The sequence below is a fragment of the Citrobacter sp. U14242 genome (assembly GCF_046555775.1).
Taxonomy (GTDB): Bacteria; Pseudomonadota; Gammaproteobacteria; order Enterobacterales; family Enterobacteriaceae; genus Citrobacter.
On sequence record NZ_JBKGLW010000008.1, the window covers coordinates 64,117 to 85,533 of the forward strand.

Here is a 21,417-nt window from a genome sequence, read left to right on the forward strand (position 1 = left end):
AAAGAAGTTGGGAGAGAGATTCCAGTACAGAGAGGTAAAAATGAAAAAAGCACCCATACAGGTGCTTTTCTCGGGGCTAAGTCTTGCTGAGCACTTAACCGTAAATATTGGCGCGATCGCGCAGTTCTTTACCCGGCTTAAAGTGCGGAACATATTTTCCTTCCAGATCCACTTTATCGCCAGTCTTCGGATTACGTCCGGTGCGTGGTGCGCGGTAATGCAAAGAAAAACTACCGAAACCGCGGATTTCAATACGCTCGCCCTGCGCAAGAGTCGAGGCCATATGTTCCAGCATCTCTTTTACTGCATCTTCAACCGCTTTCGCGGGAATATGAGGTTGCTGGGTTGCAAGTCTTTCAATCAATTCTGACTTGGTCATGATTCCTCCGGTTCCTTAAAGGCAAAATTAGCTGCTGCATTGATTAAGGGCGGCCGTAGCCGCCCTTTGTCATTGATTACAGGACGAATCCTGTAATCTGTCAAGCTACTCGTCACCCTTTGTGCTGTTAATAGCACAAAGGATTTGGAGCACTCGATATTACTCGCCTTTAGCTGCTTTGAAAGCTTCAGCCATTGCGTTGTTAGAGAAGTTTGCATCTTCCTGTTTGTTAACAGTTGCGATTGCATCTTTCTCATCAGCTTCGTCTTTAGCACGAACAGACAGGCTGATTGCACGGTTCTTACGATCAACGCCGGTGAATTTAGCTTCAACGTCGTCGCCTACGCTCAGAACCAGAGTTGCATCTTCAACGCGGTCGCGGGAAGCTTCAGAAGCGCGCAGGTAACCTTCAACGCCGTCAGCCAGTTCTACGGTTGCGCCTTTAGCGTCAACTGCAGTGACTTTACCGTTTACGATTGCGCCTTTCTTGTTCAGTGCAACCCAGTTGTTGAACGGATCTTCTGCGAGCTGTTTAACGCCCAGAGAGATACGCTCACGTTCTGCATCAACCTGCAGAACAACTGCTGCGATTTCGTCGCCTTTTTTGTATTCACGTACTGCTTCTTCGCCTGCAACGTTCCAGGAGATGTCAGACAGGTGAACCAGGCCGTCGATGCCGCCGTCCAGGCCGATGAAGATACCGAAGTCGGTGATAGACTTGATTTTACCTTCAACACGGTCGCCCTTGTTGTGGGTTTCCGCGAACTGCTGCCATGGGTTGTTTTTGCACTGCTTCAGACCCAGGGAGATACGACGACGTTCTTCGTCGATATCCAGAACCATAACTTCCACTACATCGCCAACGTTAACAACTTTGGACGGGTGGATGTTTTTGTTGGTCCAATCCATTTCGGAAACGTGAACCAGGCCTTCAACGCCTTCTTCGATTTCAACGAAGCAGCCGTAGTCGGTCAGGTTGGTCACGCGACCAGTCAGTTTGGTACCTTCCGGATAACGCTTAGCAATAGCTACCCATGGATCTTCGCCCAGCTGTTTCAGGCCCAGAGATACACGAGTACGCTCGCGGTCGAACTTCAGCACTTTAACAGTGATTTCGTCGCCAACGTTTACGATTTCGCTCGGATGCTTAACGCGTTTCCATGCCATGTCGGTGATGTGCAGCAGGCCGTCAACGCCACCCAGATCAACGAATGCACCGTAGTCAGTGAGGTTCTTAACGATACCTTTAACTTCCATGCCTTCCTGCAGGTTTTCCAGCAGCTGATCGCGTTCTGCGCTGTTTTCGGATTCGATAACGGCACGACGGGAAACAACAACGTTGTTACGCTTCTGATCCAGCTTGATTACTTTGAATTCAAGCTCTTTGCCTTCCAGGTGCAGCGTGTCGCGGACCGGACGAACGTCTACCAGGGAACCCGGCAGGAACGCGCGAATACCATTCAGCTCAACAGTGAAGCCACCCTTGACTTTGCCATTGATAACACCAGTAACGGTTGCAGCTTCTTCGTAAGCTTTTTCCAGCGTGATCCAAGCTTCGTGACGTTTAGCTTTTTCACGGGACAGCAGAGTTTCACCGAAGCCGTCTTCTACTGCATCCAGAGCAACGTCAACTTCGTCACCAACCTGGATTTCCAGCTCGCCCTGGGCGTTTTTGAACTGCTCTGCCGGAATGGCGGACTCAGATTTCAGACCGGCGTCAACCAGTACTACGTCTTTGTCGATAGCAACAACAACACCACGAACGATGGAACCCGGACGGGTTTCGATTTCTTTTAAGGATTCTTCAAACAGTTGAGCAAAAGATTCAGTCATGTTTAATCTTCAGGTTTCATATTTAACGTCCACCTGGCTCCATGCCGGATGGGGTTGTTTAACATACCCGCTGTCAATCCATTGCAACGGGGGTACTGCAAATTCGGTCGCACTTATGCGAGAGCCAGTTTTTGGCGCGCGTATTGTAACGCTTTTTCAATCACTTGCTCAATGCTTAATCGGGTTGAATCCAAAACTAAAGCATCAGCAGCGGGAACCAGCGGCGCTACGGCACGGTTGCGATCACGATCATCGCGTTCTTCGATCTCGGCCAAAAGGCGTTCAAAGTTAACACTAAAGCCCTTCTCCTGCAACTGTAGCATACGTCGATGCGCACGTTCTTGCGAGGAGGCGTCCAGAAAAATTTTTACTGGCGCATCAGGGAATACCACAGTGCCCATATCGCGTCCGTCAGCGATCAGGCCCGGTGCTTCGCGGAAGGCGCGCTGGCGCCGTAAAAGCGCTTCGCGCACACGGGGAAATGCAGCCACCTGGGATGCGGCATTTGCCACTTCCTGAGTGCGGATTTCACCACTGACATCTTCGCCTTCCAGAATAACTTCCAGATTGCCGTCTGTTGAGATAAAACGCACATCCAGATGCGACGCAAGCGGTACCAGAGCATCTTCAGAAGTCACATCAACATGATGATGCAACGCCGCAAGCGCCAGTACACGGTAGATCGCGCCTGAATCTAACAGATGCCACTGCAATGCTTCCGCCATTGCCTTGCACAAGGTGCCTTTACCTGCACCACTTGGGCCATCAATGGTAATAACCGGGGCAATTGCCGTCATCTTTTTCTCCTTAAACAGGCATACGTTAACGTGAACGCCGCGCATTATACGCGCCAACGTCTACGAACGTTATCTTTGTGTGAAAAATACAGACTCATTGAAGCTGAGTGTAGAATAAATGGGCAATCGGAGATGACGGAATGTGCCGCATCCAAAGATGCGGCAATAAAGTCAGGCAGGTGTGCTGATACGGGCCAGTTGTTCGAAGTAATCCGGGAAGGTTTTCGCGGTACATTTCGGGTCAAGAATGGTAACGGGTGTGTCAGACAGCGCCACCAGCGAGAAACACATCGCCATACGGTGATCGTTATAGGTCGCAATATCCGCAAACCGCAGCTTAAGCGGCGGAGTGATACGGATAAAATCATGCCCCTCTTCAACTTCCGCACCCACTTTCCGCAGCTCGGTTGCCATAGCAAACAGACGGTCAGTCTCTTTGACACGCCAGTTGTAAATGTTCCGTAAAGTCGTTGTGCCCTTTGCAAACAGCGCGGCGGTCGCAATGGTCATTGCCGCATCAGGAATATGATTCATATCCATATCAACAGCGTTCAACTCACCGCGAGTACAGGCAATAAAATCATCACCCCATGTCACGGTCGCGCCCATTTTTTCCAGCACATCGGCAAAGCGAATATCACCCTGCATGCTATGACGCCCAATTCCGGTCACCTTCACCGTACCGCCTTTGATCGCGCCGGCCGCGAGAAAATACGAGGCCGATGAAGCATCGCCTTCTACCAGATAGGCGCCCGGAGACTGGTACTGTTGGTTGCCCTGCACGACGAAACGTTGGTAGTTCTGGTTTTCAATGTCAACACCAAACGTTTTCATCAGGTTCAGTGTAATGTCAATGTACGGTTTTGACACAAGATCGCCTTTAATCGCGATTGTCGTATCCTGCGGCGCAAGCGGTGCCGTCATCAGCAGCGCGGTCAGGAACTGGCTGGAAACGCTGCCGTCAACGTCAACCTGCCCTCCGTTGAAGCCACCATACAGACGTAAAGGCGGGTAATTCTCCTGCTCCAGATATTCAATTTTTGCCCCCCCCTGGCGCAGTGCGTCAACCAGGTGGCCAATCGGGCGCTCTTTCATACGTGGCTCGCCGGTCAGCACGATATCATTGCTGCCCAGGCACAGCGCAGCGGCCAGCGGGCGCATTGCGGTTCCTGCGTTACCAAGGAACAGCTCTACAGCGCCTTCGGCATGCAGTGGGCCACCATTCCCCGTAATTTCACAGCGGGTACGATCGGCCGAAAGGGTATAGTTAATCCCCAACGCATTCAGCGCATTCAGCATATGGCGGACATCATCACTGTCCAGCAGGTTTGTCAGGACAGTGGTGCCATTTGCTAATGCAGCCAGCAGCAAAGCGCGGTTAGAAACACTTTTGGATCCAGGCAGATTGATGGTGCCATCCACCCGCGCAATGGGTTGTAACGTCAGGGATTCCATGAAACTCAACTCTCAAAAACAGACATAAAAACCCCACAGGCTGGCTGCGGGGATGAAAAGTACAGCAGATTAGCCGCGGCGACGCTCAAAATCGACCATGAAATCGGTCAGTGCTTTTACGCCTTCCAGCGGCATAGCGTTATAGATTGAAGCCCGCATTCCGCCAACCACACGGTGTCCCTTCAGTGCATGCAGGCCCGCAGCAAACGACTCGTCCAGGAAGAGTTTATCGAGCGCGCTGTCAGCCAACTGGAACGGTACGTTCATACGTGAACGGTTCGACTTCGCCACATCGTTGCGGTAGAAATCGCTGTTATCAATCACGCCGTACAGCAGTTCTGCTTTTTGCTGGTTAATTTTATCCATTGCACTGACGCCGCCCTGTTTTTTCAGCCATTTAAAGACCAGTCCTGACAGATACCAGGCAAAGGTCGGTGGCGTGTTAAACATGGAGTCGTTGTCATTCAGTACGGTATAGTCAAGGATCGACGGGCAAGACACGTGGGCTTTACCCAGTAAATCTTCACGTACGATGACAATGGTCAGCCCAGCAGGGCCAATATTTTTCTGCGCACCCGCGTAGATAACGCCATAGCGGCTAACATCAAGCGGCGCGGAAAGAATGGTAGAAGACAGATCCGCCGTGACCACCACATTGCTGGCAAAATTCGGCGTTTCATCAATCGCAATACCGTCGATGGTTTCGTTCGGGCAATAGTGCAGATACGCCGCGTTGTCAGAAAGCTGCCATTCGCTCATCGGCTTAACAGCGCGCAGGCCGTCAACGGTGACTTTGGCATCAATAACGTTTGGCGTGCAGTACTTTTTCGCTTCTTTAATCGCGCTGGCTGCCCAGTAACCGGCATCAACGTAATCTGCCGTCGTTTTATCACCCAGAATATTTAACGGGATACCCGCAAACTGTCCACGACCACCGCCATGACAGAACAACACTTTATAGTTGGAGGGGATATTGAGAAGATCGCGAAAATCCTGCTCTGCTTCCTCTGCAACCTGGATGAACTCTTTACCTCGGTGGCTAATTTCCATCACCGACGTGCCAAGACCGTTCCAGTCACAAAGATCCTGTTGAGCCAGTTTAAGTACTTCCGCCGGAAGCATTGCCGGACCTGAACTAAAATTGAAGACCTGAGCCATTTCCCCTCACCACGTTGTGTTGTTATCCAATCAACATCCTGTCGTTTACGATAATTCCTGTGACAGACATTGGGTATAAGTTATTCCTGTGGATATCGGTTTTATCATTCAGTGACACGCGCCGCAATGGGTAAAACTGGTCAGGGCAAAAATGAGCGATGCGTCACACAACAGAATCTATCGGATTGACGGATAAAAACCGAGATTTTCGCTATCAGGAGGCGCATTTTGCCCAGCCGACCTTCGACCATTCTGGTTTTGCCTCGCGCAGAGATATATTAAAGAAAGAAGCCCCCCTTCCCTTCAGCAGATAGTCCGCGAACATTCGACTGCATACGCCACGGTGTGAATCAAATGCTTTATTTACGCCGAGGCTCCGGCGGCGATAGCGCCATTCATTGAAAACCCGTATCATTGCGCGCTTTCCGTACGACAAAAGTGATTTTCATGACGCAAACATTTATCCCCGGCAAAGATGCCGCACTGGAAGATTCCATCGCTCGCTTCCAGCAAAAATTACTCGACCTCGGTTTTCAAATTGAAGAAGCCTCATGGTTGAATCCCGTTCCTAACGTCTGGTCTGTACATATTCGCGACAAAGAATGCGCGCTGTGCTTTACCAACGGTAAAGGTGCGACTAAAAAAGCGGCACTGGCCTCCGCACTGGGCGAATATTTTGAGCGTCTGTCCACGAATTACTTCTTTGCGGATTTCTGGCTGGGCGAAACCATCGCTAACGGCCCGTTCGTACATTACCCGAACGAAAAATGGTTCCCACTGACTGAAGATGATGACGTACCTGAAGGTTTGCTGGATGCGCGTCTGCGTGCGTTCTACGATCCAGACAATGAACTGACCGGTAGCATGCTTATCGATCTGCAATCCGGCAATGAAGAACGCGGCGTTTGTGGCCTGCCGTTTACCCGTCAGTCAGATAATCAGACCGTTTACATTCCGATGAACATTATCGGTAACCTGTACGTATCTAACGGTATGTCTGCGGGTAACACACCGAATGAAGCCCGCGTTCAGGGACTGTCTGAAGTTTTTGAGCGCTATGTGAAGAACCGCATTATCGCGGAAAGCATCAGCCTGCCGGAAATTCCGGCCGAAGTGATGTCGCGTTACCCGGCAGTCGTTGAATCCATTGCAAAGCTGGAAGCCGAAGGATTCCCAATCTTCGCGTACGACGGCTCGCTGGGCGGCAAATACCCGGTTATCTGCGTGGTACTGTTCAACCCGGCTAACGGTACCTGTTTTGCCTCTTTCGGTGCGCACCCGGATTTCGGTGTTGCACTGGAGCGTACCGTCACTGAACTGTTGCAGGGCCGTGGTCTGAAAGATCTTGATGTCTTCACTCCCCCAACCTTCGACGATGAAGAAGTGGCTGAGCACACTAACCTTGAAACACACTTCATCGATTCCAGCGGTCTGATCTCCTGGGATCTGTTCAAGCAGGATGCCGATTACCCGTTCGTTGACTGGAATTTCTCCGGTACAACGGAAGAAGAGTTTGCAACCCTGATGGCCATCTTCAAAGCGGAAGATAAAGAAGTCTACATCGCCGACTACGAGCATCTGAGCGTTTACGCTTGCCGCATTATCGTCCCGGGTATGTCTGACATCTACCCAGCAGAAGATTTGTGGTTAGCCAACAACAGCATGGGAGCACACCTGCGTGATACCATTCTCTCTCTGCCAGGCAGCGAATGGGAAAAAGAAGACTACCTCAACCTGCTCGCACAGCTGGATGAAGAAGGGTTCGACGATTTCACTCGCGTACGTGAACTGCTGGGTTTGGCGACCGGAGCGGATAATGGCTGGTATACCCTGCGCATTGGCGAGCTCAAAGTAATGCTGGCTCTGGCGGGTGGTGACCTTGAGCAGGCACTGATCTGGACGGAATGGACGATGGAATTTAACGCATCCGTCTTTAGTGCTGAACGCGCAAACTATTACCGCTGCCTGCAAACCCTGTTGCTGTTGTCACAGGAAGAGGACCGCCAGCCGCTGCAGTATCTTAACGCATTTGTTCGTATGTACGGTGCAGAGGCAGTTGAAGCAGCAAGTGCAGCAATGAGCGGAGAAGCGCCATTCTACGGATTACAAACGGTTGATAGCGATCTGCAGGCTTTCCCGGCACATCAGTCTCTGCTGAAAGCCTATGAGAAGCTGCAACGTGCGAAAGCAACGCACTGGTCAAAATAGTGGCAAACAGCCTGTGTTGAGTAGGCTAAACGTATTGTCTGGGCTATATTACGGGGCGCTTTAAGCGCCCTGTTTTTTTATTTTTGTTTACTCAGAAATAAATGTAAAAGCAAGGTTAAATATTAGTAGTTGATATTAAAAATTTTAGTTTATTAATGTCGCTATTTATCTCAATTACTCCATTTTAATTAACCGTCCGACTGGAGGCATAAAGAAAAAATTCAACTCACTTTATAATTTTTAAAATTTATTTTTATATGGATAATCAACAAGTTACACCGTAATCGCATAAAAACCATGCGTCTTGCGGGCCTATAAGCCAGGCGAGATATGATCTATATCAAATTCTCATCTATAATGCTTTGTTAGTATCTCGTCGCCGACTTAATAAAGAGAGAGTTAGTGTGAAAGCTGACAACCCTTTTGATCTTATACTTCCTGCTGCTATGGCCAAAGTTGCCGAAGAAGCAGGCGTCTATAAAGCAACGAAACATCCGCTTAAGACGTTCTATCTGGCAATTACTGCCGGTGTGTTCATTTCAATTGCCTTTGTTTTCTATATCACTGCCACAACCGGTACCGGCACAATGCCTTTCGGCATGGCAAAATTGGTGGGTGGTATCTGCTTTTCCCTGGGGCTGATCCTTTGCGTTGTCTGCGGCGCTGACCTCTTCACTTCAACCGTACTGATTGTCGTCGCTAAAGCCAGTGGTCGTATTACCTGGGGTCAGTTAGCGAAGAACTGGCTTAACGTTTATGTCGGTAACCTGATTGGTGCGCTGATCTTTGTGTTACTCATGTGGCTTTCTGGCGAGTATATGACCGCCAACGGCGCGTGGGGACTCAACGTCCTGCAAACGGCCGACCACAAAGTGCACCATACTTTTGTTGAAGCTGTAAGCCTTGGTATTCTGGCTAACCTAATGGTGTGTCTGGCCGTCTGGATGAGCTACTCTGGCCGCAGCCTGATGGACAAAGCGTTTATCATGGTATTACCGGTCGCAATGTTTGTTGCCAGCGGTTTTGAGCACAGTATCGCAAACATGTTTATGATCCCTATGGGTATCGTAATACGCGATTTCGCCACCCCGGAATTCTGGACCGCTGTCGGTTCTTCTCCGGAGAATTTTTCTCACCTGACCGTGATGAATTTCATCACCGATAACCTGATTCCGGTTACGATCGGTAACATTATCGGCGGCGGTTTGTTGGTCGGGTTGACATACTGGGTCATTTACCTGCGTGGTAACGATCATCATTAATCTGTTGATGTTCATTACACGTAGTAAATAAAAAATCCACTTAAGAAGGTAGGTGTTACATGTCCGAGCTTAATGAAAAGTTAGCCACAGCCTGGGAAGGTTTTACCAAAGGTGATTGGCAGAATGAAGTAAACGTCCGTGACTTCATTCAGAAAAACTACACTCCGTATGAGGGTGACGAGTCCTTCCTGGCTGGCGCAACTGAAGCGACCACTGCACTGTGGGACAGCGTAATGGAAGGCGTTAAACAGGAAAACCGCACTCACGCGCCTGTTGACTTTGACACCTCCGTTGCTTCTACCATCACTTCTCACGACGCTGGCTACATCAACAAAGCGCTCGAGAAAATTGTTGGTCTGCAGACTGAAGCTCCGCTGAAACGTGCGATCATCCCGTTTGGCGGTATCAAAATGGTTGAAGGTTCCTGCAAAGCGTACAATCGCGAACTGGACCCGATGCTGAAAAAAATCTTCACCGAATACCGTAAAACCCACAACCAGGGTGTATTCGATGTTTATACCAAAGACATTCTGAACTGCCGTAAATCTGGTGTTCTGACTGGTCTGCCAGATGCGTATGGCCGTGGCCGTATCATCGGTGACTACCGTCGCGTTGCGCTGTACGGTATCGACTACCTGATGAAAGACAAATACGCTCAGTTCGTCTCTCTGCAATCAGACCTGGAAAATGGCGTAAACCTGGAAGCGACTATCCGTCTGCGTGAAGAAATCGCTGAACAGCACCGCGCTCTGGGTCAGATCAAAGAAATGGCTGCTAAATATGGCTGCGATATCTCTGGTCCGGCTACCAACGCTCAGGAAGCTATCCAGTGGACTTACTTCGGCTACCTGGCCGCTGTTAAATCTCAGAACGGTGCAGCAATGTCCTTCGGTCGTGTATCCACCTTCCTGGATGCTTACATCGAACGTGATATCAAAGCCGGCAAAATCACCGAGCAAGACGCTCAGGAAATGATTGACCACCTGGTCATGAAACTGCGTATGGTTCGTTTCCTGCGTACTCCTGAATATGATGAACTGTTCTCCGGTGACCCGATTTGGGCAACTGAATCTATCGGTGGTATGGGCGTTGACGGCCGTACTCTGGTTACCAAAAACAGCTTCCGCTTCCTGAACACCCTGTACACCATGGGTCCTTCTCCGGAGCCGAACATCACTGTTCTGTGGTCTGAAAAACTGCCTCTGAACTTCAAGAAATTCGCCGCTAAAGTGTCCATCGACACCTCTTCTCTGCAGTACGAGAACGATGACCTGATGCGTCCGGACTTCAACAACGACGACTACGCTATCGCTTGCTGCGTAAGCCCAATGGTTGTTGGTAAACAAATGCAGTTCTTCGGTGCGCGTGCTAACCTGGCGAAAACCATGCTGTACGCAATCAACGGCGGCGTTGATGAAAAACTGAAAATGCAGGTTGGTCCTAAATCTGAACCGATCAAAGGCGATGTTCTGAACTTCGACGAAGTCATGGATCGCATGGATCACTTCATGGACTGGCTGGCTAAACAGTACGTCACTGCACTGAACGTTATCCACTACATGCACGACAAGTACAGCTACGAAGCCTCTCTGATGGCGCTGCACGACCGTGACGTTATCCGCACCATGGCGTGTGGTATCGCTGGTCTGTCCGTTGCTGCTGACTCCCTGTCTGCAATCAAATATGCGAAAGTAAAACCGATTCGTGACGAAGACGGCCTGGCTGTTGACTTCGAAATCGAAGGCGAATACCCGCAGTTCGGTAACAACGACTCTCGCGTGGATGACATGGCGGTTGATCTGGTAGAACGTTTCATGAAGAAAATTCAGAAACTGACTACTTACCGTAACGCTATCCCAACTCAGTCTGTTCTGACCATCACTTCTAACGTTGTGTATGGTAAGAAAACCGGTAACACCCCAGATGGTCGTCGTGCTGGCGCGCCGTTCGGACCGGGTGCTAACCCAATGCACGGTCGTGACCAGAAAGGTGCTGTTGCCTCTCTGACCTCCGTTGCTAAACTGCCGTTTGCTTACGCTAAAGATGGTATCTCTTACACCTTCTCTATCGTTCCGAACGCACTGGGTAAAGACGACGAAGTTCGTAAGACCAACCTGGCGGGTCTGATGGATGGTTACTTCCACCATGAAGCGTCCATCGAAGGTGGTCAGCACCTGAACGTGAACGTCATGAACCGTGAAATGCTGCTGGATGCGATGGAACATCCGGAAAAATATCCGCAGCTGACCATCCGTGTTTCTGGCTACGCAGTACGTTTTAACTCCCTGACTAAAGAACAGCAGCAGGACGTTATTACTCGTACCTTCACTCAGACCATGTAATTGGTTTTGACTGAAATCGTACTTTAAAAAGCGTACAATAAAGGCTCCACGTAAGTGGGGCCTTTTTAATAGCCTGCTTTGTCAGCTATCTATACTTATGGATAACAGCCAAAACAGACTCGACACAGTTAATAACTGTGCACTAACACTGGCCCCGGATGGGCCACACCTGGAGAAACACCGCAATGTCAGTTATTGGTCGCATTCACTCCTTTGAATCCTGTGGCACTGTAGATGGCCCGGGCATCCGATTTATTACCTTCTTCCAGGGCTGCCTGATGCGCTGCCTGTACTGCCACAACCGTGACACATGGGATACGCACGGCGGTAAAGAAGTCACCGTCGATGAATTAATGAAAGAAGTCGTGACCTATCGTCACTTTATGAACGCATCCGGTGGTGGCGTAACGGCATCCGGCGGAGAGGCCATTCTCCAGGCTGAATTCGTCCGTGACTGGTTCCGTGCCTGTAAGAAAGAAGGTATTCATACCTGTCTTGATACTAACGGTTTTGTCCGCCGCTACGACCCGGTGATTGATGAGTTGCTGGAAGTGACCGATCTGGTGATGCTCGATCTGAAACAGATGAACGACGAGATCCACCAGAACCTGGTCGGCGTATCTAACCATCGCACACTGGAGTTTGCCCGCTACCTGTCCAACAAAGATATCAAAGTGTGGATCCGCTATGTTGTCGTACCTGGCTGGTCCGATGATGATGATTCAGCACACCGTTTGGGCGAATTTACCCGCGATATGGGCAATGTCGAAAAAATTGAACTGCTGCCATACCACGAGTTGGGTAAACACAAATGGGTGGCGATGGGTGAAGAATACAAACTGGATGGCGTGAAGCCCCCGAAAAAAGAGACCATGGAGCGCGTCAAAGGCATCCTTGAACAGTATGGTCATAAAGTGATGTACTAAGTTTACATCCCTGCAAAACGGCTGCCCAAAATGGCGGCCGTTTTGTTATCTACGCTCTCATATCCGGCAAACGAGCCATATCACAGGAAAGGACGTCATGCGGTTATTCATCTTGAGTGTTTATCAAAAGACACAAACCAGGCCGACAACATCGCTCCGATATGATGACAAGCAATATATCGTACCCAAGTACCTTATGCCTCTGGAATAAGAACACCATAACGCCGGAAAACAAGACGATGGAATGCGGAAAAAAGTAATATGGACAGAAAGTGATATCCTCACTCTTCCGCCATCATTTTTGTCTTACAGACGGGACGCCAGAATCCAATCCTTACGACATGAAGTATTCCGACAGTTTATTGGTCACACTTTCGATTGAGAAAATACGTTTCTGATGCGCTTTACGGCACTGCACATAGCGTTCGTCCTGTTCTTCCAGCGCGCTCAGCATACGATCCGCCACCATCATCGCCCCGGCTATCTCCGCAAAACCCGATTCCCCTTCCCCCTGTAGCGCAACAGCCGCCTGCAAGTTCCAGTCCGAAAGCCGGTTTAATGGCGCAAACGATCCCCGCGTCAGTGAGACAATTTTAATCCCTTGTTCTTTCGCCAGCGCCAGTGCCTGCATCATATCGGTGGACACCTGCTCAGTATGGATAACAATAATCCCAGTCTTTTGGCTGTCGGCCAACGGCGAGATCGCCGCCGGATAGAATCTGTCGATATAACTGGCGACTTTCCCCATCTGCACCAGGTTTATCTGTAGAAACAACGCTACGGGTACAGCCGTCCCAACCGCATAAATCGCAATATTGCTGAGTGAGTTAAGCCAGGCCGCCACCGCCTGTAACTCGATGCTGTCGATAATTGCATTGCTGTCACGGACGCTGTCCAGTACCGCAGCCGTCTCTTCACACGCCCCGTCATCCGAGCGCGCCGCGCCCTGCTCTAACGCCAGCGCCGTTCTGAAATCAGAGAATCCTTTAAAGCCAAAAGCACGGCAGAACCGGGTGATACTGCCCTCGCTGGTATCAATAGAATCCGCCAGCTCCGTTATCGTGTGCCGCATCACAAAATCAGGATTTTCCGTGATGAAACGCCCCACCTTTTCCAGGATCGGACTCAACCCTGAAGCCTCGTTTCTTATGTTAATCAACAAATTAGTGTCTATCTGACTCATTTTTGGCCTTTTTGCACAAAATGCAAATGCTGTCACATACTTCGCTCTGCTTTGCGATAATAATTTTTATCGCACCATAATAATTAAAAATAATTATTTTTACAAACAGGAGAACGTCTCATGAAAGGTCTGATCGTCTGCCGTACCGGTATGGGTAGCTCGCTAATGCTCAAAATAAAAGCGCAAAGAATTATCGATAAGCATAGCTGGGATATCGATCTTGAACATGATGTGCTGTCAGGCTTAAGGACCTGGCAGAACATCGACTTCGTGATCACTATGAGCGACCTCACCGACGAAGTTGAAGCCGCCGGGTTCAGGGCAATCGGCATTACCGATCTGATGAACAGCGAAGAGATGGAATCCGCGCTCACCAGCATCGTTCAAAATCACTAACCTCTCCGGGGGAAATATGGATTTCCTTAAGTTCATTGTATTCGACATTCTGGGTGTAACCCCACTTTTAGTTGGCTTTATTGCGTTAATCGGCTTGCTAATCCAGCGCAAACCTATCGAAAAGGTCCTTTCAGGCACCTTTAAAACCATCGTCGGATTTCTGGTCTTTGCCGGTGGCGCAGGACTAGCAGTGACCTCTCTCGGTAATTTTCAGACATTATTCAGCGATGGATTTGGTCTGAAAGGTGTGATGCCACTGGCAGAAGCATTAACCGGGCTGGCGCAAACAAAATTTGCCATGTGCGTTTCGCTCATTATGGTCGTCGGTTTTGGCTGGAATCTGTTTTTTGCACGCTTCACGCCGTTCAAGTACATCTTCCTGACAGGCCAGCATAATCTTTATCTTTCCGCCTTATTAACCGTCACACTCAAAGCCCTCGGCTACAGTGATATGACAACAATTATTGTCGGCTCAGTATTACTGGGGCTGGCAGCCTGCATTTATCCTGCTATCGCCCAACCCTGGATGCGCAAAATCACGGGTAATGATGAAATTGCCATGGGCCATTACGTCACCCTGGCCTATGCGCTTTCAGGATGGATTGGCTCTAAAGTTGGTGACCCTAAGCAGTCAACCGAAAAACTGAATCTTCCCGGGTGGTTGGGGATTTTTAAAGACTATATCGTCTCCGTTTCCATCTCCGTCAGTATTTTCTACTACATCGCGGCGCTTGCCGCAGGTAAAGAAGCGGTGACTGCCGCAGCGGGAGGAATGCACTGGCTGGTCTATCCGTTATTCCAGTCGCTCACGTTTACGGCATCGCTCTATATCATCATCACCGGCGTTCGTTTGTTATTGTCGGAAATCGTCCCAGCCTTTTTAGGCATCTCTGAAAAATTTATACCCAATGCCAAACCTGCGCTGGATTGTCCTGTGGTCTTTCCTTACGCCCCTACTGCCACGGTTTTAGGCTTTATTTCCTCTTTTATAGGGGGACTCGTGGTCATGGGCATACTCGCGTTAATTGGGCAAACGGTCATCATCCCCGTGGCTATTCCCTACTTCTTCATTGGTGCCACCGCCGCAGTATTTGGCAACGCATCCGGTGGCTGGAAAGGGGCAATTGCCGGGAGTTTCGTCACCGGCATATTAATTGGCATCGGCCCGGCACTCATCTACCCGATTATGGAATCAGTCGGTTTGTCCGGAACCAGCTTCCCGGAAACCGACTTCGTTGCACTCGGTTTAGTGGTGTATTACATCGGCAAAATGTTGCCTTGATAAGGAATGAACATGAATATTGACGAACTAAAATCCCACGCGCTGGCCGCTCGCCGGGATATTGTCTCCATGATTTATGAATCAGGCATTGGCCACCCTGGCGGTGCGTTATCCATTATCGATATTCTGACCTGGATTTACGATCAGGAAGTAGATTTGACCGCATCGCCCCGTGCCCGTGTAGTGATGAGTAAAGGCCATGCCGTGGCTGCCCAATACGCCCTGCTGCATCAAAAAGGCAACATTGCACGTAGCGAATTTAAGTCCTTCCGGCAGATTAACTCGCGTTTACAAGGGCATCCCAGCATCAAATCTATGCCAGAGGTGGATGCCACAACGGGTCTGTTGGGCCAGGGATTATCCATTGCTTTCGGTATGGCGGCAGCGAAAAAGCAACATGGTGAACTGCAGCGCGTCTTCGCCATTATCGGCGATGGTGAAATGCACGAAGGCCAAATCTGGGAAACGTTGCAACAGGCCGGTCATATGAAAATGGATAACCTGGTGGCAATTATCGACTACAACGGTTTCTCTTCCCATGACCCGGTCAATCAGGTGGTGAATCTGGAGCCGCTGGCCGACAAAGTACGCCTTTTTGGCTGGCATGTACTCGAACTTCATAATGGCAATGACATGCATCAGGTGGCCGACACCTTCATGCTATCACGGCATCTGAAAGGGAAACCCATCGCGATTATTGCACATACCACCAAAGGCAGCGGCGTTAGCTACATGGAAAATAACGGCGACTGGCATTCAAAAACCCCAACCACCGAACAATATCAACAGGCTATGGAGGAGCTGCAATGATGAAAGCACCCCGCGATGAAATCGGTAACGCCCTGATTGCGCTGAAACAGCAAGGCTATCCCATTGTCGCCATCGACAGCGATTTAGCCAGCTCAACGCGGACCGACCAGTTTCAGGCAGCCTATCCGGACGCGTTCTTTGAAATGGGGATCGCCGAAGGTTCAGCAATGAGCTTTGCTGTGGGCCAGGCACTGGAAGGCAATATTCCTTTCTATGTGAACTTCGCCATGTTTGTGACAGGCACGGCCTGGACTCAACTACGTCAGGCCTGCTATGCCAATGCCAATATTAAACTGGTCGGCAGTCATCCCGGGATGGATGATGGCCCGGATGGTGCCTCCCATCACGCCCTGGAAGATCTCGCATTAACCCGTGTTTTACCCGGGATCACCATTCTGACGCCTGCTGATGCCGAAGAAGTTGCAGGAGCCTTTGAGCAAGCAGTGAGAATTGCTGGACCGGTTTATATTCGCGTTGCTCGCGAACCGATGCCCGTGCGCGATAAATCTATTGTTCCCCGAGTGACTGATATTGACGCCGTGGAGAACGCAGGCAACGACTTTGCCATTCTTTATGAAGGGACCGTGCTTGAACAAGCGAGTACAGGTTACACCCAACTAAGCACGCAAGGGAAACGGGGAAAACTCATTCATGTCGCCACGCTAAAACCGTTTAACCGCCAGCGTTTCCTGCAGCTGGTTGCCGATTGTCCGCGTATCGTCACGATTGAAAACCATACCATTACGGGTGGGCTTGGCGGACAAATTGCTGAAGTTCTGGCCGAGGAGGGATTAAGTACGCGATTACACCGTCTTGGGACTCGGGACACATTTACCGAATCGGGCAACAGCCGACAGCTAAAAGAGAAATACGGAATTTCAGCCTCTGCAATTTGCGAAGTACTCAAATAATCGGCTGGGCAGACCGTAACACGGTCTGCCCACTGAGATAAGGATAAAATGATGGTCTCTACGCTGTTTTCAGCCTGTCAGTTTCAGGAACAATGCCACACCTGGCAGGAGGCAGTACAACTGGCTTGTCATCCTCTGGAAGAACAAGGGGCAATTACAAATGGGTATACTCAGGCGATCATCCGTGAAACAGAACGACACGGTCCATGGTATATATTAAGCCCGGAGTTTGCCCTGCCTCATGCTCGCCCGGAAGAAGGTGTGCTCAGCAGTAAAACGCACCTGTCGCTTCTGTGCCTGAAAGAGGCAGTACCATTTCCTGGACACCCGGATGTACGGCTAATAATTATTCTTGCTGCAGCCAACAGCACTCAACATATCGAAATGATTCAGCAGTTGGTGTGCTGGCTGGATGAAGCTGAGCGCTTACAGCAGTTATCCCATACTACCAGCCTGGCGCAACTTCACTCCACTCTTGAAGAGCGTTAGTTCATTATAGTTTCCTACGTGCCAGCAACGGGAAAATTAAGCCCAGTCCGACCAGCACAAACGGCGTCACAATGTTCAGCGTGAGCTGGAATGTCCACTCTGGAGTAAAGGCTTCCATTTTCGGAAAGATCCCCGTGAGGCAGGCAAACGCAGTAAACGCAAAACACCAAATTCCCACCGTCATCGCCAGAGGGCGGTTACGAATGAAGACATATTCCGGTTTATATTTCTGCGCCAGACGAATAACGGCAATAAATGCCACAAACACCCACAGATAGCGCAGAGGCATCACCACTGAATTCAGATTCAGCAACCATTTATACAAATTGTTCATGTCACCGATACCCAGCGTTGGCAACATAATCAAAATGGCCACCAGCACCAGTGTCAGAATATAGCCATTCACCGGTGTACCAGAGGCATTCGTTTTACACAGGCTTTCAGGAATATATTTGCGATCGGCATCGCCCAGTAAAACTTTAAGCGGCGCATCAATAGAAAACACCAAAGCCGCAATTTGACCTAATGTGTTGGCAACTGCATAAATAACCATCAATGTGTTACCCATGCCGTAATACTCCCCGAGTTTCTGGAAAGCGTAATACTGGCCATTCGTCATTAAGTCATCAGGAATATGCTGAGAGTCAAACATCATCCCCATTGCCAGAGAACCCAGGATAGCACACACCGCTACCATAACCGCCAGAACTAACATCCCTTTCGGGAACTCTTTGCCAGGGTTACGCGTCTGGTTAACGTATGGAGAAATTTTCTCCGCGCCACCGACTGCAAAGACCAGCATCGAGATCGTTGTGATATAGGTAAAATCGATATGCGGGATAAAAGATTCCCAGGTGATATTGGTTGTGGCGATCTGCACATCAGTAATCGCCGGAGCGGTGACGGCCATTACGACATACAGAATGGACATCACAAACATCGCGATCCCCGCGACCGATCCAACGATTTTAAGCGATTTCATGCCACGGGATGCAACCCACATGAAAAAGACAAACAGCGCTAACGTCAGCCCCTGCAACGCCACCACGGTGTACTCTTTAATCAGCGAGCCATCGCCTTTCAGCGCCCATCCCAGAGCAATCAGAATAGCCTGTGGCTTTTGCGCCAGATAAGGGATATGCACCACCCAATAGGTCCACGCTGCAAGATAAGCCAGCCCCGGTCCCATTGTGTGTTTAATCCATGTACTAACCCCACCTTTACCGTCTTTAAACGTGGAGCCAAGTTGTCCGACAATCAGTGCATAAGGGATAAAATAGAGGGCGAAAATAAATATCCATGAAGAGACAACCACTAATCCCTGATTAGCATAGTTGTTTACAACATTGCCGAATCCCCACACGGTAATAAAAGACATCAATGCGATGTTGTACCACCGCAATTGTTTTTCCTGCACACTTGCCATTGGCGATCCTTCGTAGACGCTATTTTTGATACTCAATAAATGAAGCGAAGGATTATGCGCGGTAAAATGGACAAGCGGAAACGGCAGAATGTAAAACTATAATCTTCTGCACATTTTATTTTCAGGAAAGAATAGCGATGATTAAATAAAACAGGCTCCCATAAAGTATACATAAACAGCATGTATGGGAACCTGTTTTTATCCTGTTAAATCAGATCAGATATGCGCCACAGAATTCGGTGTATGCCCAGTCTTACGCAGCAGCATCAGTAAATAAATAAACGATACGCTGGCAATCATGATAAACAGTAAACTGTCAGAATAATTTTGCATCAGCATGGCGGTAAATGACGGCCCAAGCAGGCTACCCACGGTATAGCTTAATAATAATGCCTGGTTCATCGCGACCAACTGATGATGTTCTACTTTCTCGCATGCCCAGGCCATCGCGACCGGATAAAGGGTGAAACCTGCCGCGCCCAGCATAAACAATGCAGGTGCCATCGCCGCCTGATTTAGCATGGCGATACTCCCGACGATCACTACAAATACCTGGACGCGCAAAACCAGCAGACGACCTAACTTATCGGCCAGGCGACCAATTGGCCATTGTCCCAGAATACCTGCACTGACCAGTACCGCCATCCAGAAACCAATGCTGGCATTGCTGACACCCTGATGGTTGAGGTACAGCGGCATCAGACCATACAATGACCCCAGCACAATCCCGGAGATAATGCAGCCATTCACACCCAGACGGGCCTGGCGAAGCTTCAGCATAGAGACAATGGGGGGTGACTGTTGTTCATCACCCTGCTGATTCACAATGCGGGTAAAGAGCAGCGGTAATACTCCGGCAAGGATAGTGCCGGTCACCCACGGCAGAATATTCATTAATTCTGTCGAGACTTTACTGACCAATAATTGCCCCAAAAACGTCCCCACGTAATAGACCATCATATAGGCGGCAAGTAAGCGTCCACGGTTACGCGACGTCCCGCTGCACATCAACGCACTTTCCACCACCACCCAGATCATGGCACAACCGATCCCCGCAATAAAACGCCAGGTCATCCAGCTCCAAAAACCGACCATGACACCCAGCCCGACACAGCCCGCGGCAAAAATAAGCGAAGCGATGTAATAGCTGCGGTTAAAACCGAGGTGTTTAATTAAGTACCCGGTCAATAACGTCCCAACCAAATTTCCGGTGAAATAAGACGAACTGACCACGCCTACCTGCCAGGTTGGCAGATTTTCATGGGCGAGCCAAAGCGGGACGAGCGTGTTTAACACGGCGATCGCCAGGGTCAACAGAAGCAGCCCGCACAGCAATAGCATAACGGGACGGGTATAGGTGGACATGAATAAAAACCGTGAGGAAGTTCAAATTTCATGCGCATCATGCCACTGCAAAAAACATTGTCAATCGGCGCAATCAGGGACCTGAGGCGCTTTCAGGGGGATCGATTCGTATTACTGATTCTTAACGCGGATTGATAAAAAATGGGAAAATACATCTATTTGTTTTAATTGATCTAAAACAAAATTGCCCCGCTACGTTCAGTCGAAAAAATTCATGGATAATCGGCATCTTTTATTTGCGAGATGACCGTATTAACGCCTTATCCGACCTACAAGTTCCGAACTGCAATTTGTAGGCCGGACAAGCGCGATGCCATTCGCATTTTCAGGTTAGCTGGCGACCGCCATGCCGACGGTCATATGCAGACCATAGAACACGCCGCGGCCAATCAGCTCACCGACTAACAGCAGAATAAACGCGACGGAAAGCAGCGGTATTGCCGGTTGGTAGCCCTTCACCTGCGGAACAATCCAGCAGCACAACGCTAAAGCCAGTGCCACAATCCGCCATGCCATCAGCGAACCGTAGTCCGGTACCAGCGCAGACGCCTGCTGAATGGAACTGTGGATTGTCGCCAGTTCGGCCCCCTGCATCACGGACATGATGCCGCTTACGACCAGCGCAAGCACTGAAATAGCAGGCAGCAGTCGCATCGCCCAGCCGTCAATTCTGGCAACGCGTAATAGCAGATATCCCAGCAGCGGACCTCCCATGAACAACGTCAGGAAGAACCCAATCGGCGTCCAGACACTATACCAGGTAGGCACCGTATCAATAGTGTTATATACGCGCACCATCATCCAGACAAAAACTACGCCCAGCACCATGGTGAGAACTAACCACAGATTGCGTAGCGCTGGCGACATTTTTTTCAACACCGCCAGTAGCCAGCCAAGACCACCAACGGCAAAGAAGATCGAGCCACTGGCGATTTCGTTACTTAGCGCAGAAGAACCGACACGGTTGAGGGAGTTAAACGCCCGCATCGGTGAGCCCAGGTGAAGCATGGAAGCAATAAAACCGATACCCATCAATACCCACAGGCCAAACATGCAGGCAACCACACGCTGTTGTGAATCAGTGCGTAAGTCCCCTTTCATCAGCGCCAGCGCCAGAACAATAAAGCCACCCACCACACACTGCCCGAAAACAGTGAAGATCATCAGCGGCCACTCATGCCATCCACTTCCCATC

The 21,417-nt window shown here is 49.8% G+C and carries 18 protein-coding genes; 9 read left to right on the top strand and 9 right to left on the bottom strand.

Going from position 1 to position 21,417, the window contains the following annotated elements; all coding sequences use genetic code 11:
- Positions 1 to 94: 94 nt before the first annotated feature.
- The 5 genes from ihfB to serC all read right to left on the bottom strand — a co-directional run bounded on the left by ihfB (position 95) and on the right by serC (position 5,622).
- Positions 95 to 379, bottom strand: coding sequence for an integration host factor subunit beta (gene ihfB, locus ACLJXE_RS14450; protein ID WP_003035780.1), 285 nt, complete (start codon positions 377 to 379; stop codon positions 95 to 97).
- A 159-nt stretch (positions 380 to 538) separates the two neighbouring features.
- Entirely contained in the window at positions 539 to 2,212 is a 1,674-nt protein-coding gene (gene rpsA, locus ACLJXE_RS14455) for a 30S ribosomal protein S1 (RefSeq protein WP_003035776.1), read from the bottom strand.
- A gap of 113 nt (positions 2,213 to 2,325) precedes the next feature.
- A complete protein-coding gene (cmk, locus tag ACLJXE_RS14460; RefSeq protein WP_137382818.1) occupies positions 2,326 to 3,009 on the bottom strand; it encodes a (d)CMP kinase in 684 nt (227 codons plus the stop codon).
- 171 nt (positions 3,010 to 3,180) lie between these two features.
- Positions 3,181 to 4,464, bottom strand: a complete 1,284-nt coding sequence (gene aroA / locus ACLJXE_RS14465; protein WP_410751240.1) for a 3-phosphoshikimate 1-carboxyvinyltransferase — start codon at positions 4,462 to 4,464, stop codon at positions 3,181 to 3,183.
- Between the two features lie 69 nt (positions 4,465 to 4,533).
- Positions 4,534 to 5,622, bottom strand: a complete 1,089-nt coding sequence (gene serC / locus ACLJXE_RS14470) for a 3-phosphoserine/phosphohydroxythreonine transaminase (RefSeq protein ID WP_410751241.1) — start codon at positions 5,620 to 5,622, stop codon at positions 4,534 to 4,536.
- A gap of 447 nt (positions 5,623 to 6,069) precedes the next feature.
- Here serC and ycaO point away from each other — a divergent pair, with 447 nt between their 5' ends.
- The 4 genes from ycaO to pflA all read left to right on the top strand — a co-directional run bounded on the left by ycaO (position 6,070) and on the right by pflA (position 12,360).
- On the top strand, positions 6,070 to 7,830 hold the full coding sequence (ycaO, locus tag ACLJXE_RS14475; RefSeq protein WP_410751242.1) for a 30S ribosomal protein S12 methylthiotransferase accessory factor YcaO: 1,761 nt from the start codon (positions 6,070 to 6,072) through the stop codon (positions 7,828 to 7,830).
- Positions 7,831 to 8,234: 404 nt separating this feature from the next.
- Positions 8,235 to 9,092 carry a formate transporter FocA gene (focA, locus tag ACLJXE_RS14480; RefSeq protein ID WP_003831909.1) on the top strand — a complete coding sequence of 286 codons (858 nt, stop codon included), beginning with the start codon at positions 8,235 to 8,237 and terminating at the stop codon, positions 9,090 to 9,092.
- Between the two features lie 59 nt (positions 9,093 to 9,151).
- A complete protein-coding gene (gene pflB / locus ACLJXE_RS14485; protein WP_137382814.1) occupies positions 9,152 to 11,434 on the top strand; it encodes a formate C-acetyltransferase in 2,283 nt (760 codons plus the stop codon).
- A gap of 185 nt (positions 11,435 to 11,619) precedes the next feature.
- The gene (gene pflA / locus ACLJXE_RS14490; protein WP_003035751.1) at positions 11,620 to 12,360 is read left to right on the top strand and encodes a pyruvate formate lyase 1-activating protein; all 741 of its coding nucleotides are present in this window, start codon (positions 11,620 to 11,622) and stop codon (positions 12,358 to 12,360) included.
- Between the two features lie 334 nt (positions 12,361 to 12,694).
- On the opposite strand, the gene ACLJXE_RS14495 is transcribed toward pflA, so the two are convergent.
- On the bottom strand, positions 12,695 to 13,543 hold the full coding sequence (locus tag ACLJXE_RS14495; RefSeq protein ID WP_286628217.1) for a MurR/RpiR family transcriptional regulator: 849 nt from the start codon (positions 13,541 to 13,543) through the stop codon (positions 12,695 to 12,697).
- A gap of 120 nt (positions 13,544 to 13,663) precedes the next feature.
- Between ACLJXE_RS14495 and ACLJXE_RS14500 the strand changes: the two genes are divergently transcribed.
- The 5 genes from ACLJXE_RS14500 to ACLJXE_RS14520 are packed head-to-tail and all read left to right on the top strand — an operon-like array spanning position 13,664 to position 17,431.
- Entirely contained in the window at positions 13,664 to 13,939 is a 276-nt protein-coding gene (locus tag ACLJXE_RS14500; RefSeq protein WP_286628218.1) for a PTS sugar transporter subunit IIB, read from the top strand.
- A gap of 16 nt (positions 13,940 to 13,955) precedes the next feature.
- Positions 13,956 to 15,221, top strand: a complete 1,266-nt coding sequence (locus tag ACLJXE_RS14505) for a PTS ascorbate transporter subunit IIC (RefSeq protein ID WP_410751243.1) — start codon at positions 13,956 to 13,958, stop codon at positions 15,219 to 15,221.
- A 12-nt stretch (positions 15,222 to 15,233) separates the two neighbouring features.
- Positions 15,234 to 16,031 carry a transketolase gene (locus tag ACLJXE_RS14510; RefSeq protein ID WP_410751244.1) on the top strand — a complete coding sequence of 266 codons (798 nt, stop codon included), beginning with the start codon at positions 15,234 to 15,236 and terminating at the stop codon, positions 16,029 to 16,031.
- Positions 16,031 to 16,942, top strand: coding sequence for a transketolase family protein (locus tag ACLJXE_RS14515; protein WP_410751344.1), 912 nt, complete (start codon positions 16,031 to 16,033; stop codon positions 16,940 to 16,942). Before ACLJXE_RS14510 ends, ACLJXE_RS14515 begins: the two co-directional genes overlap by 1 nt.
- A gap of 51 nt (positions 16,943 to 16,993) precedes the next feature.
- Complete coding sequence (locus tag ACLJXE_RS14520) at positions 16,994 to 17,431, top strand: PTS sugar transporter subunit IIA (RefSeq protein ID WP_286628687.1); 438 nt, start codon at positions 16,994 to 16,996, stop codon at positions 17,429 to 17,431.
- A gap of 4 nt (positions 17,432 to 17,435) precedes the next feature.
- On the opposite strand, the gene ACLJXE_RS14525 is transcribed toward ACLJXE_RS14520, so the two are convergent.
- The 3 genes from ACLJXE_RS14525 to ACLJXE_RS14535 form a co-directional block, all read right to left on the bottom strand.
- Positions 17,436 to 18,857, bottom strand: a complete 1,422-nt coding sequence (locus ACLJXE_RS14525; protein WP_410751245.1) for an amino acid permease — start codon at positions 18,855 to 18,857, stop codon at positions 17,436 to 17,438.
- Positions 18,858 to 19,073: 216 nt separating this feature from the next.
- Positions 19,074 to 20,222 (bottom strand): MFS transporter, encoded by a 1,149-nt coding sequence (locus ACLJXE_RS14530; RefSeq protein WP_410751246.1) that lies wholly within the window; start codon positions 20,220 to 20,222, stop codon positions 19,074 to 19,076.
- Positions 20,223 to 20,552: 330 nt separating this feature from the next.
- Complete coding sequence (locus tag ACLJXE_RS14535; protein ID WP_410751247.1) at positions 20,553 to 21,416, bottom strand: dimethyl sulfoxide reductase anchor subunit family protein; 864 nt, start codon at positions 21,414 to 21,416, stop codon at positions 20,553 to 20,555.
- Between the last annotated feature and the right edge of the window lies 1 nt (position 21,417).